Genomic DNA, 15,201 nt, shown 5'->3' with positions numbered 1-15,201 from the left:
CAAGAGCAAGCGCCATGCTTGCCCTGGCAACCGTGTCAGACGGTCTGCGCCGTCGTGACAAGAACAAGGGGGTCTATCGCCCCCTTGTCACAGATTCACTGCTTCTGCTGTTTCGCTCGCATGATGTTGATGATTTCGATGTCGGTATCCAGCATCCCCTCTTTGGAGAGGCGGCCCAGATTGGCGATGGTCTGGTCCACATCGTCGGAGACGATCCCCTCGCTCTGGGGGACATGCAGGTTGTTGATAGCCATCAGCGAAGACTTAACCGCCGCCGAGGTGGAGGTGGAGACCTTCATGGAGCAGGCGCTGCCCGCGCCGTCGCAGATGATGCCGGAGACATCGCCAATCATGTTGTTGATGCAGTGGCTGATCTGCTGATACTGGCCGCCCAGCAGCCAGGTAATGGCGGCACCGGCACCCATGGCGGCGGTACTGGCGGCGCAGAGGGCCGACAGCTTGTTCTGATAGGTCTTGATGTAGATGGCCACCAGATGGCTCATCACCAGTGCCCGGGTCAGCTGCTCGTCGCTCGCCTTGAGGAAGCGGGCAGCCGCGACCACAGGCATGGTGGCGGCAATGCCCTGATTGCCGGAGCCCGAGTTGGACATGGCGGGCAGCATGGCGCCATCCATCCGCGCATCGGAGGCAGCGGAGGAGAGTCGCATCGCCAGCGTCATCAGGTCATCGGAGAGCAGCTTGCGCTCCACCTGTTCGGTGAGGATCTTGCCGATCTTCAGGCCGTACCCCTGTAATCCTTCATCTGCCAGCGCCTGATTCATGGTGGCGGCCTCGCGGATAAAGTCGATCTCCGCCAGCGGCACTTCCAATGCAAAATCAACGATCTCCCGCAGGGTCATGGCCGGTTTGGCGGATTTGGCTGGCTGGATCTGCACGCCGGGGGCACTGGCCTGCTCCATCAGCACCTCGCCATCCTTCTCCATCAGGATGATGCGGGTGTGGTCGGTACAGATCACCACCCGGGCACTGTGCCCTTCAACTTCAGCCAGCACCTCGGCGTAGAGCACGTCCGGCACATCCTTCACATCCACCTTGATGACCGGCAACAACGTCTTGGCCGCTTCCACCTGTTCTGGTGTGAGGGTCTTGAGCACCTCCAGCCCGGCATCGGGATTGCCGCCGGTGATGCCGACCGCAGCGGCCACCGGCAGACCGATCATGCCGGTGCCCGGCACCCCGACCCCCATGCCATTCTTGAACAGATTGCCACTGACCCAGACGCTGATACGGGTCGGAGTCTCCCCCAGCAGCTTGCGGCAGTTGGCCGCCGCCAGCGCCACCGACATCGGCTCGGTACAGCCCAGGGCCGGCACCACTTCACGCTTGAGCAGGGTAATAAAGTCGGTCCATTGTGCTTTCATCGCAGTGTTTCTCATGTTCAGGGTGCCCGCAGGCAGTTATTGCTTGTTCAGATCCGCTTTGTGGTTGCGGATATGCAGATAAACAGTATGACGGGAGATGCCGAGCATCCGGGCAACCAGCTGGGCCGCCTCCTTGATCTCGAAGATCCCCATGTCGAAGAGCCGGGTCACTATCTCCTTGTTGCGCACCGTGCAGGAGAGCGAATCGTCCCGATCCACCTTCTCAATCACCTGGGTCACCAGATCGTCCACCGAGCTGGCAAAGGTCTCGTTGTTGAGCGGCGCCGGTGCCGCGGGCAGCGCAAAGGTATCGAGCAGGCTGCCAAGGGAGGTATCCAGACTGAAGTTCACGCAGAGCATGCCGATGGGCTTGCCCTGCCGGTTGCTGATAGTGATGGAGGAGGACTTCATCAGCGTCCCGTCGCGGGTACGGCTGAAGTAGCTGCTCCACTGGCTGCCCGCCTCCCCCTGCAAGCGATTGAGGGCAAAGTCGGTGACCGGCGCCCCCTCCCGACGACCGGTGACATGGCCATTGGCAATCTTGATAACCGATGCATCCAGCGTATCGAACGCATGCAACACCACCTCGCACCCTGCGCCAAACAGCGCGGCCAGCGCCTCGACCGCGGGCTCGAAACTGGCGATCAGATGACGTTCTTCATCCGTTAACAAATTGATCTGGTCAGTGGTGGCTGCTGTGGACATATATGAGTAACTTTGAGTAAACCGCAGTTGATTCTACTATCAACAAGATCAACTAATGTTGAGCGGCATCCCCTTTTTGTTCGCCATTATGCCCACCTTTTAACAAAGTGCGACAAATTGTGAAGCGGCGCACAGCAGGGCGGCAACTCAGAGGTGATAGCGAGCCAGCAGCTGCTTGTAGGCGGGGGTCTGTTTGAACGCCCTGAGGGCAGAGGAGAAGCGGATAGCCAGCTGGTCGTGGCCGGGCTTGTGGGTAAATGCGAGGAAGTTGCGGTTGTCGTCGGTCAGCAGGCGCGAGCCGTGGTTCACCTGATCCTGCAGCCCCTGGGTATGCAGCAAGTAGCGACCGACCCGCTCGTTGAGCACCACCCCGTCCAGCCGACCGGCCATCATCAGATGCAGCTGTTTGATGGCATTCCCCTCCCCCGTCATTGGCATCCGGATAACCCCGGGATCGGTCAGAAAATCGGGGCTGTAGGCATAATCTTCCTGAATACCTATCCGCAGACCCTTGAGGTCGGAGAGCTGTTTGAAATCCACCGGACGAACCGTCGGATAGAAGAGCACTTCGCCACTGTAAGAGAGCGGCTCTTCGGGGTAGTGGAGCCAGTGCTGGCGGGAAGGTTCAAAGAAGACGTCGACTACCGCATCCCCCTGCTTGAGACGGGCCTGCTGCAGAACCCGCTTCCAGGGCAGCACCCTGATTTCAGTGCGATAACCCATCTGGCGCAACACGGTACAGGCCAGATCGAGATCGGCGCCGGCCAGCTCGCCATTGTCACCACGCATCACATAAGGGGGCCACAGCTCGGTCAGCAGCGTCAGAGTCGGCGGCTCGTCCGCCGCCACTGCCGAACCAGTCCCAAACAGGGAGGCCAGCAGCCAGCCGTACAACCCGATCCTTCGCCAACCCTGACACCACATCATGGAGATCCCTCATGGTCCGTATGGATTGAGGATATACAAGGGATGAGTAATAAAAAAGGAGGCCGAAGCCTCCTTATATTCACTCTCTGAATGGCACTTACAGTGCTTTCAGGATTGCCTCGACGCTGGCCTTGGCATCGCCAAACAGCATCTGGGTATTTTCCTTGAAGAACAGCGGGTTCTGGACACCGGCGTAGCCAGTGTTCATGGAGCGCTTGAAGCCGATGACGTTCTGCGCTTTCCACACTTCCAGCACCGGCATACCGGCGATCGGGCTGCCCGGATCTTCCATCGCGGCCGGGTTGACGGTGTCGTTGGCACCAATCACCAGCACGGTGTCGGTATCGGCGAAGTCGTCGTTGATCTCGTCCATTTCCAGCACGATGTCATACGGGACTTTCGCTTCCGCCAGCAGCACGTTCATGTGGCCAGGCAGACGACCGGCAACCGGGTGGATACCGAAGCGCACCTTGACGCCGCGATCACGCAGCTTCTGGGTGATTTCAGCCACCGGATACTGGGCCTGCGCCACCGCCATGCCGTAGCCCGGAGTGATGATGACGGAGCTGGAGTTCTTCAGCAGGTCAGCCACTTCCTCGGCGCTGGTTTCGCGGTATTCGCCCATCTCCTGATCAGCCGTGGAGGCCACGCCATCGGAGCCAAAGCCACCGGCGATCACGGAGATGAAGGAGCGATTCATCGCCTTGCACATGATGTAGGAGAGGATCGCACCGGAGGAACCTACCAGAGCGCCGGTGACGATCAGCAGGTCGTTGGAGAGCATGAAGCCCGCCGCTGCCGCCGCCCAACCGGAGTAGGAGTTCAGCATGGAGACCACTACCGGCATGTCGGCACCACCGATGGAGGCAACCAGATGCCAGCCGAAGGCGAAGGCGATCAGGGTCATCACCAGCAGGGCGAAGGTAGAGCCGCCCGCGTTGACGAAGTAGACCATCAGCGCCAGAGAAGCGACCACGGCCAACAGGTTCAGCTTGTGGCGGTGCGGCAGCATCAGTGGCTTTGAGGAGATGAGACCACGCAGTTTGCCGAAGGCAACCACGGAACCGGTAAAGGTTACGGCACCGATGAAGACGCCCAGGAAGATCTCGACCAGGTGGATGTTCAGCATGGCGCCGGTCAGGTGCTCGACCTGGGCGACGCTGTTGGCCTGCTCGAACGCCGCACGGGCGGCTGCCAGGGTGGCATCCAGGTTGGAACCGACGGAGACGACCACCTCAGCAGGTGCAGAGGGGTGCAGATCGATGAAGCTGTTGAAGCCCACCAGCACTGCCGCCATACCCACGAAGCTGTGCAGCACGGCCACCAGCTCGGGCATCTCGGTCATTTCGACCTTGAGTGCCAGACGCACACCGATGGCACCGCCGATCACCATGGCCAGGATGATCCAGTGAACGCCACTGGTCTCCGGGTTGAATACGGTGGCGAGCAGGGCGATAGTCATACCCGCGATACCGAACAGGTTGCCATGCTTGGCCGTTTCTTGCTTCGACAGTCCCGCGAGACTGAGGATGAAGAGCACGGCGGCAACGATATAGGATGCTGTTACCAGTCCTTGAGACACGTTAAACCCCCTTAATCCTTACGGAACATCTTCAGCATGCGCTGAGTGACGGTGAAACCGCCGAAGATGTTGATACTGGCAATCAGCACGGCGATGAACGCCAGCGCGGTGACCAGGGTCGACCCTTGCCCGATCTGCAGCAGGGCACCGACCACGATAATGCCGGAGATGGCATTGGTGACCGACATCAGCGGCGTGTGCAAGGCGTGAGAGACGTTCCACACCACGTAATAACCGACCACACAGGCCAGGATGAATACGGTGAAGTGGGAGAGGAAGGCTGCCGGGGCAACGGAGGCGATCCAGCCGAAGGCGGCGATACCGAGGGCACCGAACACGAACTTCTTGTTGGAAGGCTTGGCCTCTTCTTTCTTGGCTGCCGGTTTGGCAGCTGCAGGTTTCTGCGGGGCGGCAGAGACGGAGATGGCGGGCGGCGGGAAGGTCACTTCACCGGCCTGGATCACCGTCATGTTGCGCTGAACCACGTCTTCGAAATCGATGGCAACGTTGCCGTCCTTCTCCTTGCACATCAGCTTCATCAGGTTGACCAGGTTGGTACCGTAAAGCTGGGAGGATTGGGCAGGCAGACGACCCGGCAGATCGGTGTAACCGATCACCTTGACGCCATTGTCGGTGACATGCAGTTCACCCGGCACTGTGTATTCACAGTTGCCACCAGCCTGAGCGGCCATGTCCACGATGACGGAGCCCGGCTTCATGCTGTCGACCATCTCTTTGGTGATCAGCTTGGGAGCCGGCTTGCCCGGGATCAGGGCGGTGGTGATGATGATGTCCACCTCTTTGGCCTGCTGGGCGAACAGCTCCATCTCGGCCTTGATGAACTCATCGGACATGACTTTGGCGTAACCATCGCTGGATGCGCCGTCTTCGCCACCGAAGTCCAGCTTGAGGAATTCCCCACCCATGGATTCGATCTGCTCGGCCACTTCCAGACGGGTATCGAACGCACGCACGATGGCACCGAGGGAACCGGCCGTACCGATGGCAGCCAGACCGGCTACACCGGCACCGATCACCAGCACCTTGGCAGGCGGTACTTTACCGGCTGCGGTGATTTGACCGGTGAAGAAGCGACCGAACTGGTGCGCAGCTTCAACCACGGCGCGATAGCCACCGATGTTGGCCATGGAGGAGAGGGCATCGAGGGACTGGGCACGGGAGATCCGCGGCACCATATCCATCGCCATCACATTGATGTTGCGCTCGGACAGCTTCTTGACCAGCTCAGGGTTCTGGGCAGGCCAGATGAAGCTCACCAGAGTGGCGCCATCTTTAATTTGTGCGATCTCGGCATCGGTCGGCGCATTGACCTTGAAGATAAGGTCGGCTTGCCAGACATTCGGCACCACGCTGGCACCGGCAGCCTCGAAGGCGGCATCATCGAAGCTGGCTGACAGGCCTGCGCCGGTCTCGATGGCGACCTCGAAGCCGAGCTTTTTCAGCTGCTCGACGGTAGCCGGGGTCGCTGCGACCCGGGTCTCACCGGCGAGACTCTCTCTCGGTATTCCAATCTGCATGACTATTCCCTGATGGTTAATAAACAATCGCTGCCCAGTGTCTCACTTCTGACGAAACAAGACATGACCAAAGTGCAGGTCCAGGGCTCTTTGTTATGAAAATCAGTAGGCTTTACCTCAACCTCCTGTCATGGTCAGGCCCCCGCTTTTCAGGCGCGAAGGTGATTAGTATCAAATTTTGGAGTTTTATTACAACCGCAGTCCCGACGGCACTCGTACAGAATTCAGCCCATCCCTGGCTACGATTAAAAAAAACAAACCAAATTAGAGGCTTATACCAGTAAAAACGGCTGAAAAAAGTGATCCAACCAGTCAAAAAAAATGTTTTACCGGCCCTCTATCTTAGCGTTTTTTGTTCTTACGAAATCCGCTTTCGTCTCACTTCTCGCAGCGAAACGCCGAAAAGTAACATTTTCCCAACAAAAGCGGGGCCGCTCAGCCGCCAGATAGCGGGAGAGGGCCCCGGCAATTCAATCGTTTCGCCCGTTTGGCACCGATTGGCGGCCCTTACCAGGCCGCTTCATAAATATGCTGGCTCTGCACCAGATCGATGTCGCTGTGCTCGCCCAGACGGGTCATGCCGTGCTCACCCAGCTTGCCGATCAGGGTGTCGATACCCAGATCTTTCAGACCGTAGTCGCGCAGTCGGGTCTTGACCCCCATCCGCTCGAAGAAGTCGCGGGTCGCGGCGATGGCATCATCGATGCGTTCCGCTTCGCTACCACTATTCAGACCCCACACCCGCTCTGCGTATTGCAGCAGCTTGGCATGCTTCTGTTTACGCTTGGCCTGCAGCAGGGCGGGCAGCACCACCGCCAGAGTCTGGGCGTGGTCGAGGCCGTGCAGGGCAGTCAGCTCGTGACCCAGCATGTGGGTGGCCCAATCCTGTGGCACACCGGCACCGATCAGGCCGTTCAATGCCATGGTGGCGCTCCACATGATGTTGGCGCGTACCTCGTAGTTGTGCGGCTCGGCCAGCGCCTTGGGGCCCTCTTCGATCAGGGTCAGCAGCAAGCCTTCAGCGAAGCGATCCTGCACCTTGGCATTGACCGGATAGGTGAGGTATTGCTCCACGATGTGAACAAAGGCATCCACTACCCCGTTCGCCACCTGACGCTCGGGCAGGGTGTAGGTGAGCACCGGATCGAGCACGGCGAAGCGCGGCATCACGAACGGCGAGAAGAAGTGCACCTTGTCGCCACTGCTGCGACGGGTGATGACGGCGCCCATGTTCATTTCGGAACCGGTTGCCGGCAGGGTCAACACGGAACCAAGCGGGATGGCGGAACGCACTTCGCTGCCGACGGTCTCGAGAATGTGCCAGGGATCCTTGGCCAGATCGTAGTGCGCGGCAGCAGCGATAAACTTGGTGCCATCGAGCACGGAGCCACCGCCAACGGCGAGCAGGAAGTCGACCCGCTCGGCACGGGCCAGCTCCACGGCGCCCATCAGGGTCTCGTAGGCCGGGTTCGGCTCGATGCCGCCAAATTCAAACAGGGTCATGCCAGCCAGCTCGTTGCGGATCTGCTCCAGCAGGCCGCTGCGTACCACGCTGCCGCCGCCATAGGTGATCATGACGCGGGCATCGCTCGGGAGCTGCTCGCGCAGCTGGGCGATCTGCCCTTGGCCGAACAGGATTTTGGTCGGGGTATGGAGAGTAAAGTTGTTCATCGACATTGCCTTCTTCTGATAGTCAGGGCGGCCTGGCCGCGAAATCGTGATTGCATTTTTCTCCAGAACCACACTACCATCAAGACAACATCCTGCTTGATTCTTGCCTATTTCTACAAAGCAGCAAAAACCGGAACTGTCGAATCAAAGAGCGCACATGCAAAACCGTTACAGCGACCTCGCCGCCAGATTGACCCGCCACGTCACCGCCCCCGGCATCACCCCATCACCGGTGAAACAGGTCAACCTCATCTATACCACCGAGCACCATGGCCGCACCCCGGTGCTCTACCAACCGCGGATGATCGTGATCCTGCAGGGACACAAGGTGGGTTATCTGGCGGATCAGGTGTTTCGCTACGACCCCAACCACTACCTGCTGATGACCCTGCCGCTGCCCTGCGAGTGCGAGTGCTTCGCCTCCCCCGAGCAGCCGCTTATCGGTTTTACCATCGAGATCGATCTGGTCACCCTGCAAGAGCTGCTGCTGGAGCTTGGCGATGCCCTGCCCGCCCCCGCGCCACAAAAGAGCGGCGTCCACTCGGTCCCGCTGTCGGAAACCATGTTCTGCGCTGCCGAGCGACTGATCGAGCTGATGGACAACCCGCTGCACGCCAGGGTGCTGGGGCCGCAGACGGTGCGGGAGATGCTGTTCCACGCCCTCACCGAGGGGGGCGGCCCGGCGCTGCAGGCGCTCGCCAATCGCCACAACCATGTGGGCCAGATCGCCCGGGTGCTGCGTATGATAGAGTCCCGTTATGCCGACAACCTCACCATGGAGGAGCTGGCGCGGGAGGTGAACATGAGCGTCTCCGCCTTTCACCACCACTTCAAGGCGGTCACTGCCACCTCGCCGCTGCAGTACATCAAGTCGTTTCGCCTCCACAAGGCGCGGATGATGATGCTGCACGATGGCATCAAGGCGGGCACCGCGGCGGCCAGAGTCGGTTACGAAAGCAACTCCCAGTTCAGTCGGGAGTACAAGCGCTTCTTCGGCAGCACGCCGACGGATCAGGCCTCCCGCTTCCGGGATGGCCAGCTGCGCATCATTGAGGGATAACAAGAGAGGGATTACTTATGCGTTCACTGCTTTGCCTGTTCACCGCTTTACTGCTGACGGCCTGTACCGGGATAGCCGATGGCATTCGCCCCGTTACCGGCTTCCAGCTCGATCGTTATCTTGGCACCTGGTACGAAATCGCCCGCCTCGACCACAGCTTCGAGCGGGGGCTGGAGCAGGTGAGCGCCACCTACAGCCTGCGGGACGATGGCGGCGTCAAGGTGCTTAACCGCGGCAAGCAGAGCGATGGCAGCTGGCGCGAAGCCGAGGGCAAGGCCTACTTCGTCGATAGTCCTGACGAGGCGCGGCTCAAGGTGAGCTTCTTCGGCCCCTTCTACGGCGGCTACAACGTCATCGACCTCGACCCCGATTATCAGCTCTCGCTGGTGACCAGCTACAACCACGACTACCTCTGGATCCTCGCCCGCTCCCCCAACCCGCCCAAGGCGAAGGTGGATGCGCTGGTCGCCAAGGCGAAGTCGCTGGGCTTTGCTACCGACCAGCTGATTTGGGTCAAGCAGAACCCTTAAGCCAGTCGTGAAATAACAAAGGGCAGCCCGCGGGCTGCCCTTTCTGTTGCTGGCGTGGCGGGATGTTAAAGCCGGAAGCGGCCGATCTCCTGCTCCAGCCGCTCGGTCAACGACTTGAGCTCGGCCGCCTGCGCCGCCTCGTTGCCCGCCTGCTCGGCCAGCTCTTGCGAGACGTGGCGGATATTCTCGGTATTGCGGCTGATCTCGCCGGTCACCGAGGTCTGCTCCTCGGCCGCCGCCGCGATCTGGGTCGCCATGTCGCTGATGGAGCCGATCGCCTCGTTGATCCGGGCAAGGCTCTGGTTGGCCGCTTCCGCATCCTCGACGCTGGTACCCGCCAGCTGACGGCTGGTCTCCATGCCACCCACGGCGCGACGGGTGGTCTGCTGCAGGGTCTCGATCATCTGCTGGATCTCGTCGGTGGAGTCGTGAGTGCGGCGCGACAGCACCCGCACCTCGTCCGCCACTACCGCGAAGCCGCGGCCCTGCTCACCGGCCCGGGCCGCCTCGATGGCGGCGTTGAGCGCCAGCAGATTGGTCTGCTCGGCGATGCCGCTGATGGTCGCCAGAATGCCGCTGATCTTCTGGGCATGGCTGTCGAGCTCATTGATGATCTGGCTGGCATCGGCCACTTCGTCCGCCAGACCGGTAATGCTGCGCTGACTCTGGCCAACCTGGGATTGGCCGGCGACCGCCAGTGCGACCGCATCGGTGGCGGTAGTGGCGGCAAACTCGGCGTTGCCGGCGATCTCCTGGGTAGCGGAAGCCATCTCGGTCACCGCGGTCGCCACCATCACGATCTCGTCCTGCTGCTGGCGAACCCGCTGACTGCGGGCCTGCGCCCCGGCCGCCTGAGCGCGAGACTGTGCCGCCAGCTCGACGGTCACATCCCGCAACCGGCTGACGATACCGTGCAGCCGCGCCACAAACTGGTTGAAGTTCTGGGCCAGCTGACCCACCTCATCCTTGCTGTGAGTGTTGATGTGAACGGTGAGATCCCCCTCGCCGTGGGCAATGTCGTGCAGGGCGTGCGCGACCCGACCGAGATCGGCGAACAGGTATTTGAAGGTGGCGGTGAGCAGAGCGCTGAATACCAGCATCAGCACCAGGGTCAGCCCCACCAGCTCCCACAGCAGGCTGCTGAGCGGCGCCTCCAGCACATCGCGATACATCACCATGGCCAGCAGCCAGTCGGTGCCCGGCACCGGTTGTACCGCCAGCAGCACATCCCGCCCGTCGAGGGTGGCGGCGTGCAGCTCGCTGTTCTCACGACCCCACTGCTGAAAGGTGGCGGCCGAGAGTCCCGGCGCCAGCTCGGCGATGGGCTTGAGCGCCAGATCCTTCTGCGGATGGCCGACGATGAGGCCGCTGCTGTCGAGCAGCATGGCATAACCCTCACCCTGCACCTTCATCGCCAGCACTTCGTCGATCAGCTTGTCGAGCGCCAGGTTGGCCCCCACGGCACCGACCAGCTCGCCCTGATGGCGCACCGGTTCGGAGAGGGTGACCACCAGCTTCTGCATGGTGACGCTGACATAGGGAGCAGTGACGATCAGCTGCCCCGCCTTCACAGCATCCTGATACCAGGGGCGCTCGCGCGGGTCATAGTTGCCGGTGTTGAGGGAGGGATCCTGCCGGGTCATGACCCCCTGCGCGGAGCCAAAATAGGTGAGGCCGAACCCGCCGGAGGTGTAGGCCTGCTTCAGGTGCGGCACCAGCTCGGCTTGGGGGTTATCGCTGATCAGGTTGACCAGCGCATGGACGGTGTTCTTGCGATCCGTCATCCATTCGCCGATGGCGACCGAGTAGGCGTGGCCATAGTTGACCGCCTCGCTCTGGATGGCGCTCATGGTGCGGGATTTGAGGGTGTGAAAGGCAACGATGCCGAGCAGTGATGCCATCAGCAGCACCACACCAAGACTGGTGGCCAGCAGCTTGCCGCGCAGAGAGAGGGTCATGACGACGAATCCTTGTTGTTGTGTCAGGCAGGGAAAACCCTGATGTATCAAAGGCTATCGGCCGCAATATGAACAGACTTTAGTGAATCTGTATATTTTCCCATCTATCAACAACAGAACACGCTATTCGTGTGAACCAGATCGCTATTCCATGCTACTGACTCTTGTAACAACAAAGCAGCAGGCCGCCCGAAGGCGGCCTGTCACTTACCCCTGATATGCACCGGCGGAGTAGGTCAGCTCATAGCTGTGGCTGTAGATCTCGATGATGTTGCCGAAGGGATCTTCCATGTAGACCATGCGGTAGGGCTTCTCGCCCGGGTAGTACTCGCGCACCGGCATCCGCTGCTTGCCGCCCGCCACGACGATGCGCGCCGCCAGCCCCTCGACATCCGGATCCTGCACGCTGAAGTGGAACACCCCGGTCTTCCAGAATTCGAAGTTGTTCTCACGGCGCTCGCTGTTGGGAAACTCGAACAGCTCGATGCCGATCTTGTCGCCGGTGGAGAGGTGAGCGATACGGAAAGAACCCCAACCCGGGCCGAACACGTCGTTGCACATCACGCCGATGGCGGAGTCATCCTCGGTGATGGTGGTCGCCGGCATGATGAGATACCAGCCCATCACCTTGGTATAGAACTCGACTGCCTTGTCGAGGTCAGTCACCGTGATGCCGATGTGGGAGAAGTTGCGTGGATAGGTCATAGGTCACCTTGAAATTGTGTGTGGGAAACAGGTGACATGATAGGAAGGGGCGACATAATGAAAAATAAGGTCAAACTAATGGAAGGCATAAATTAAATTTATGGTTAATCCGCTCTGGCTCCACACCCTAGTGGTGGTGCATGAAACCGGCAGTTTTACCCGTGCCGCCGAGCGGCTGGATCTCACCCAGGCCGCCGTCAGTCAGCATATCTCGCGCCTCGAGGCCGAATTCGGCCCCCTGCTGCTGCGCAAGCCCCGTCAGCTGGAGCTCACTCCGCGCGGGCTGGTGCTGCTCGACTTCGCCCGCCAGCAGGCGCAGGCCGCCGAACAGCTGCGGGCGCGCCTCTCGGACGATGACCCTCACCACGGCGCCATCACCCTGTCCACCCCGGGCAGTATTGGTCTGCTGCTCTATCCCCTGCTGCTCGACCAGCAACAGGAGCACCCCGGACTCACCATCCAGCACCGTTTCGCCCCCACCCCCGACATAGTGCAGGCGGTACTGGCAGGGCGTAGCGATCTGGGACTGGTGGATCAACCGCCGGAACACCCCAGCATCGCCGCCGAGCCCTTCGCCCGCGAACCCCTCTGTCTGGTGGTGCCCAACGATGGCGAGGAGCCGAGCTGGCAGCACCTCTGCAAGCTCGGCTTTATCGACCACCCGGATGGCCGCAGTATGGCACAACGCCTGTTGGGACGACGCTACCCCGGCCTGCGCGTTGACGAGATCCCGCTGCGCGGCTTTACCAACCAGATCGGCCTGATCCTGGAGCCGGTCGCCCGTGGCCTCGGCTTTACCGTGCTGCCCCGCTTCGCCGTCACCGCCTTTGCCCAGCAGGAGAAGATCCGGGTGATCCAGAGCAGCATTGAAGTGATCGACACCCTCTGGCTGATCTACCGCGCAGAGTGGCCACTCCCCGCCCGCCACCAGCGGCTGGTCACCGTCCTGAAACAGCGGGTTGCTGCACATTGAACACTCTTGCGGCAGACATCGAGATCAATGTGGCCACAGTCACCGGACTGCTAACGGCAAGAAGGAGAAGAGAAAGGAGAGAGGGATAAATTGGCGAACGCCGGAAATGCGAAAGGCCAGCTCAATGAGCTGGCCTTTCTGAAAATGGCAGGGGCGGCAGGACTCGAACCCGCAACCATCGGTTTTGGAGACCGCTGTTCTACCAATTGGAACTACGCCCCTGCAACAAACGAGGCGTAGTATACAAAGTGGAGATCAAAGGTAAAGGCTTTTTTTACGCTTTCGATGCGATTGCACAAATCCCGAACAAGTCGCGGTTGTTTGTGCAGCGAAGCGGGATAACTTGCTGTATTTGCAGCCCTGCCGGGGTAGGAATGGGACATAAATGGGGGTAGGGTGAAATCAGGTACCGGGAGGCCACTTATGCTCAATTACCGATTGCTCCAACAACTGGCGCCCCTCAATTTCAGGGATGAACGCAAGACAGAGGCCCTGCCCGCCTATCTTGAACGGGTCGCGCCGCTGGTGCCCTTTATTCCTGAAAATGTGCTCTCCCAGTGGATTTACCGCCATTGGCGCGGTTTTGAGTCCAACTGGAGCTTTATCGATCTCGCCAGCCATCAGTTCACCTGTGAAAGCTGGCCCACCGCGCAACTGGTGGCTCAGGTGGACTCCCGCCATATGGAGGTAATCGAGCGCTGGGGCGAGATGCTGCGCAGCAACCGCTATGTGCGTCGCTCCTGGCTCGGCGAGAAGATGCTGAGCGAAGGCACCTGGCCCGAACCTGTCATCGTGCTGGTGCCGGAAGAGGGTTCCAGCTACCCGAACGGTCATCCCCTGCCCCGCCCCTACTGCCTGCTGGAAGGGCACCACAGACTCGGTTATTTGCGCGCCATGGCCCGCGATGGGGAATCGCTGCAAGAGACGCACAAGGTGTGGATTTGTCGTCATGTTTCCGCCACTTAAACGTTTTTCATGCTGAAATTGGCATCGGAAATAAAATTTTGACAATTAAAAAAGCGGCCCTATAATCTGTCCGGTTTTGAAAAAGGTCGGGACGAAACGATGAAGTTTTTGATTCAGAAAACAGCCTTGCAGACGGGTGGTGCGCACCAGAGCGGCCCCGTTGTTTCCGGTTCCCACCCCAAAGATCCCCAGTTATTTTTAAAAAAAGCCCCTGTTTCAGGGGCTTTTTTTTGTGCCCGAAAAACCTCCAATGATGTCAAAGGGAATGCAGACGATGACCAATCCACTCTATAAGAAACATGTCATCTCCATTTCGGACCTGACCCGGTCAGAAATGGAACTGGTAGTCTCAACCGCACAACGGTTGAAGGCTGAACCTGACACCAGCCTGTTGAAAGACAAGCTGGTTGCCAGCTGCTTCTTCGAAGCCTCCACCCGCACCCGCCTCTCGTTCGAGACCGCGGTACAGCGCCTTGGCGGCAACATCATCGGCTTCGCCGACGGTGGCAACACCAGCGCCAAGAAGGGCGAGACGCTGGCTGACTCCATCAAGATCATCGGCTCCTACTCGGATGCGGTGGTGATGCGTCACCCGAAAGAGGGCGCGGCCCGTCTGGCCTCCGAGTTCTCCCGCGTGCCGGTCATCAACGGCGGCGACGGCTCCAACCAGCATCCGAGCCAGACCCTGCTCGACCTGTTCACCATCCATGAGACCCAGGGCCGTCTGGACAACCTCAACGTCGCCTTCGTCGGTGACCTGAAATATGGCCGCACCGTGCACTCGCTGGCCCAGGCCCTCAGCCTGTTCAACTGCCGCTTCTTCTTCATCTCCCCGGAAGCGCTGGCGATGCCGGACTACATCTGCGAAGAGCTGGAAGAGAAGGGTATCCAGTTCAGCGTTCACCAGACCATGGAAGAGGTGATGCCGGAGCTGGACATCCTCTACATGACCCGCGTCCAGAAAGAGCGCTTCGACGAGACCGAATACAAGCACATGGCCGCCAAGTTCATTCTGGAGCTGGCGACTCTGGAAGGGGCCAAGCCCACCATGAAGATCCTGCATCCCCTGCCCCGCGTCGACGAGATCGATGTGGCGGTCGACAAGACTCCCCACGCTTGCTACTTCCAGCAGGCGGAGAACGGGGTCTATGCACGCCAGGCGCTGCTGGCACTGGTACTGAACGAAACTGTCTGAGCTTAGGGG

At 60.2% G+C, this 15,201-nt stretch carries 14 protein-coding genes and 1 tRNA gene; 6 read left to right on the top strand and 9 right to left on the bottom strand.

Annotated features, from left to right (window positions below; translation table 11 throughout):
- Positions 1-95 precede the first annotated feature (95 nt).
- The 6 genes from I6L34_RS12000 to yqhD all read right to left on the bottom strand — a co-directional run bounded on the left by I6L34_RS12000 (position 96) and on the right by yqhD (position 7,805).
- The gene (locus I6L34_RS12000) at positions 96-1,397 is read right to left on the bottom strand and encodes a serine dehydratase subunit alpha family protein (protein ID WP_042054833.1); all 1,302 of its coding nucleotides are present in this window, start codon (positions 1,395-1,397) and stop codon (positions 96-98) included.
- A 21-nt stretch (positions 1,398-1,418) separates the two neighbouring features.
- Entirely contained in the window at positions 1,419-2,087 is a 669-nt protein-coding gene (locus tag I6L34_RS11995) for a transcriptional regulator (RefSeq protein ID WP_124930389.1), read from the bottom strand.
- A gap of 147 nt (positions 2,088-2,234) precedes the next feature.
- Positions 2,235-3,014: an ABC transporter substrate-binding protein gene (locus tag I6L34_RS11990; RefSeq protein ID WP_216954752.1), complete on the bottom strand. Its 780-nt coding sequence runs from the start codon at positions 3,012-3,014 to the stop codon at positions 2,235-2,237.
- Positions 3,015-3,111: 97 nt separating this feature from the next.
- Positions 3,112-4,596, bottom strand: a complete 1,485-nt coding sequence (gene pntB / locus I6L34_RS11985; protein ID WP_216954751.1) for a Re/Si-specific NAD(P)(+) transhydrogenase subunit beta — start codon at positions 4,594-4,596, stop codon at positions 3,112-3,114.
- 11 nt (positions 4,597-4,607) lie between these two features.
- Positions 4,608-6,134 (bottom strand): Re/Si-specific NAD(P)(+) transhydrogenase subunit alpha, encoded by a 1,527-nt coding sequence (gene pntA / locus I6L34_RS11980; protein WP_019446577.1) that lies wholly within the window; start codon positions 6,132-6,134, stop codon positions 4,608-4,610.
- A 507-nt stretch (positions 6,135-6,641) separates the two neighbouring features.
- Entirely contained in the window at positions 6,642-7,805 is a 1,164-nt protein-coding gene (gene yqhD / locus I6L34_RS11975; RefSeq protein ID WP_005356302.1) for an alcohol dehydrogenase, read from the bottom strand.
- A gap of 157 nt (positions 7,806-7,962) precedes the next feature.
- Between yqhD and I6L34_RS11970 the strand changes: the two genes are divergently transcribed.
- Positions 7,963-8,865: an AraC family transcriptional regulator gene (locus I6L34_RS11970; RefSeq protein ID WP_019446575.1), complete on the top strand. Its 903-nt coding sequence runs from the start codon at positions 7,963-7,965 to the stop codon at positions 8,863-8,865.
- A gap of 17 nt (positions 8,866-8,882) precedes the next feature.
- A complete protein-coding gene (locus I6L34_RS11965) occupies positions 8,883-9,395 on the top strand; it encodes a lipocalin family protein (protein ID WP_216954750.1) in 513 nt (170 codons plus the stop codon).
- 65 nt (positions 9,396-9,460) lie between these two features.
- Here I6L34_RS11965 and I6L34_RS11960 read toward each other — a convergent pair whose 3' ends face one another.
- Positions 9,461-11,353 carry a methyl-accepting chemotaxis protein gene (locus I6L34_RS11960; RefSeq protein ID WP_005357549.1) on the bottom strand — a complete coding sequence of 631 codons (1,893 nt, stop codon included), beginning with the start codon at positions 11,351-11,353 and terminating at the stop codon, positions 9,461-9,463.
- Between the two features lie 207 nt (positions 11,354-11,560).
- Complete coding sequence (locus I6L34_RS11955; protein WP_216954749.1) at positions 11,561-12,058, bottom strand: lactoylglutathione lyase family protein; 498 nt, start codon at positions 12,056-12,058, stop codon at positions 11,561-11,563.
- Positions 12,059-12,158: 100 nt separating this feature from the next.
- Here I6L34_RS11955 and I6L34_RS11950 point away from each other — a divergent pair, with 100 nt between their 5' ends.
- Positions 12,159-13,031 carry a LysR family transcriptional regulator gene (locus I6L34_RS11950; protein WP_216954748.1) on the top strand — a complete coding sequence of 291 codons (873 nt, stop codon included), beginning with the start codon at positions 12,159-12,161 and terminating at the stop codon, positions 13,029-13,031.
- Positions 13,032-13,176: 145 nt separating this feature from the next.
- Here the strand turns inward: I6L34_RS11950 and I6L34_RS11945 are convergent.
- Positions 13,177-13,253 (bottom strand) — tRNA-Trp (locus I6L34_RS11945).
- Positions 13,254-13,454: 201 nt separating this feature from the next.
- On the opposite strand from I6L34_RS11945, the gene I6L34_RS11940 reads away from it, so the two are divergent.
- The 3 genes from I6L34_RS11940 (at position 13,455) to pyrB (ending at position 15,192) form a co-directional block, all read left to right on the top strand.
- Positions 13,455-13,997: a hypothetical protein gene (locus tag I6L34_RS11940; protein ID WP_216954747.1), complete on the top strand. Its 543-nt coding sequence runs from the start codon at positions 13,455-13,457 to the stop codon at positions 13,995-13,997.
- Between the two features lie 99 nt (positions 13,998-14,096).
- Positions 14,097-14,291, top strand: coding sequence for a hypothetical protein (locus tag I6L34_RS11935; RefSeq protein ID WP_216954746.1), 195 nt, complete (start codon positions 14,097-14,099; stop codon positions 14,289-14,291).
- Positions 14,272-15,192, top strand: a complete 921-nt coding sequence (gene pyrB, locus I6L34_RS11930; RefSeq protein ID WP_005339735.1) for an aspartate carbamoyltransferase — start codon at positions 14,272-14,274, stop codon at positions 15,190-15,192. Before I6L34_RS11935 ends, pyrB begins: the two co-directional genes overlap by 20 nt.
- Positions 15,193-15,201: the final 9 nt, after the last annotated feature.

It is taken from the genome of Aeromonas sp. FDAARGOS 1404 (assembly GCF_019047085.1).
Classification (GTDB): domain Bacteria; phylum Pseudomonadota; class Gammaproteobacteria; order Enterobacterales; family Aeromonadaceae; genus Aeromonas; species Aeromonas veronii.
Note: the sequence above shows the minus strand (reverse complement) of the source record. Positions and strands in the feature narration are given on the sequence as shown.

Coding starts and splice junctions, on each gene's coding strand:
- I6L34_RS12000 (WP_042054833.1), bottom strand. CDS start 1,397: ATGAGAAACACTGCGATGAAAGCACAATGGACCGACTTTATTACCCTG.
- I6L34_RS11995 (WP_124930389.1), bottom strand. CDS start 2,087: ATGTCCACAGCAGCCACCACTGACCAGATCAATTTGTTAACGGATGAA.
- I6L34_RS11990 (WP_216954752.1), bottom strand. CDS start 3,014: ATGATGTGGTGTCAGGGTTGGCGAAGGATCGGGTTGTACGGCTGGCTG.
- pntA (WP_019446577.1), bottom strand. CDS start 6,134: ATGCAGATTGGAATACCGAGAGAGAGTCTCGCCGGTGAGACCCGGGTC.
- yqhD (WP_005356302.1), bottom strand. CDS start 7,805: ATGAACAACTTTACTCTCCATACCCCGACCAAAATCCTGTTCGGCCAA.
- I6L34_RS11970 (WP_019446575.1), top strand. CDS start 7,963: ATGCAAAACCGTTACAGCGACCTCGCCGCCAGATTGACCCGCCACGTC.
- I6L34_RS11965 (WP_216954750.1), top strand. CDS start 8,883: ATGCGTTCACTGCTTTGCCTGTTCACCGCTTTACTGCTGACGGCCTGT.
- I6L34_RS11960 (WP_005357549.1), bottom strand. CDS start 11,353: ATGACCCTCTCTCTGCGCGGCAAGCTGCTGGCCACCAGTCTTGGTGTG.
- I6L34_RS11955 (WP_216954749.1), bottom strand. CDS start 12,058: ATGACCTATCCACGCAACTTCTCCCACATCGGCATCACGGTGACTGAC.
- I6L34_RS11950 (WP_216954748.1), top strand. CDS start 12,159: ATGGTTAATCCGCTCTGGCTCCACACCCTAGTGGTGGTGCATGAAACC.
- I6L34_RS11940 (WP_216954747.1), top strand. CDS start 13,455: ATGCTCAATTACCGATTGCTCCAACAACTGGCGCCCCTCAATTTCAGG.
- I6L34_RS11935 (WP_216954746.1), top strand. CDS start 14,097: ATGAAGTTTTTGATTCAGAAAACAGCCTTGCAGACGGGTGGTGCGCAC.
- pyrB (WP_005339735.1), top strand. CDS start 14,272: ATGACCAATCCACTCTATAAGAAACATGTCATCTCCATTTCGGACCTG.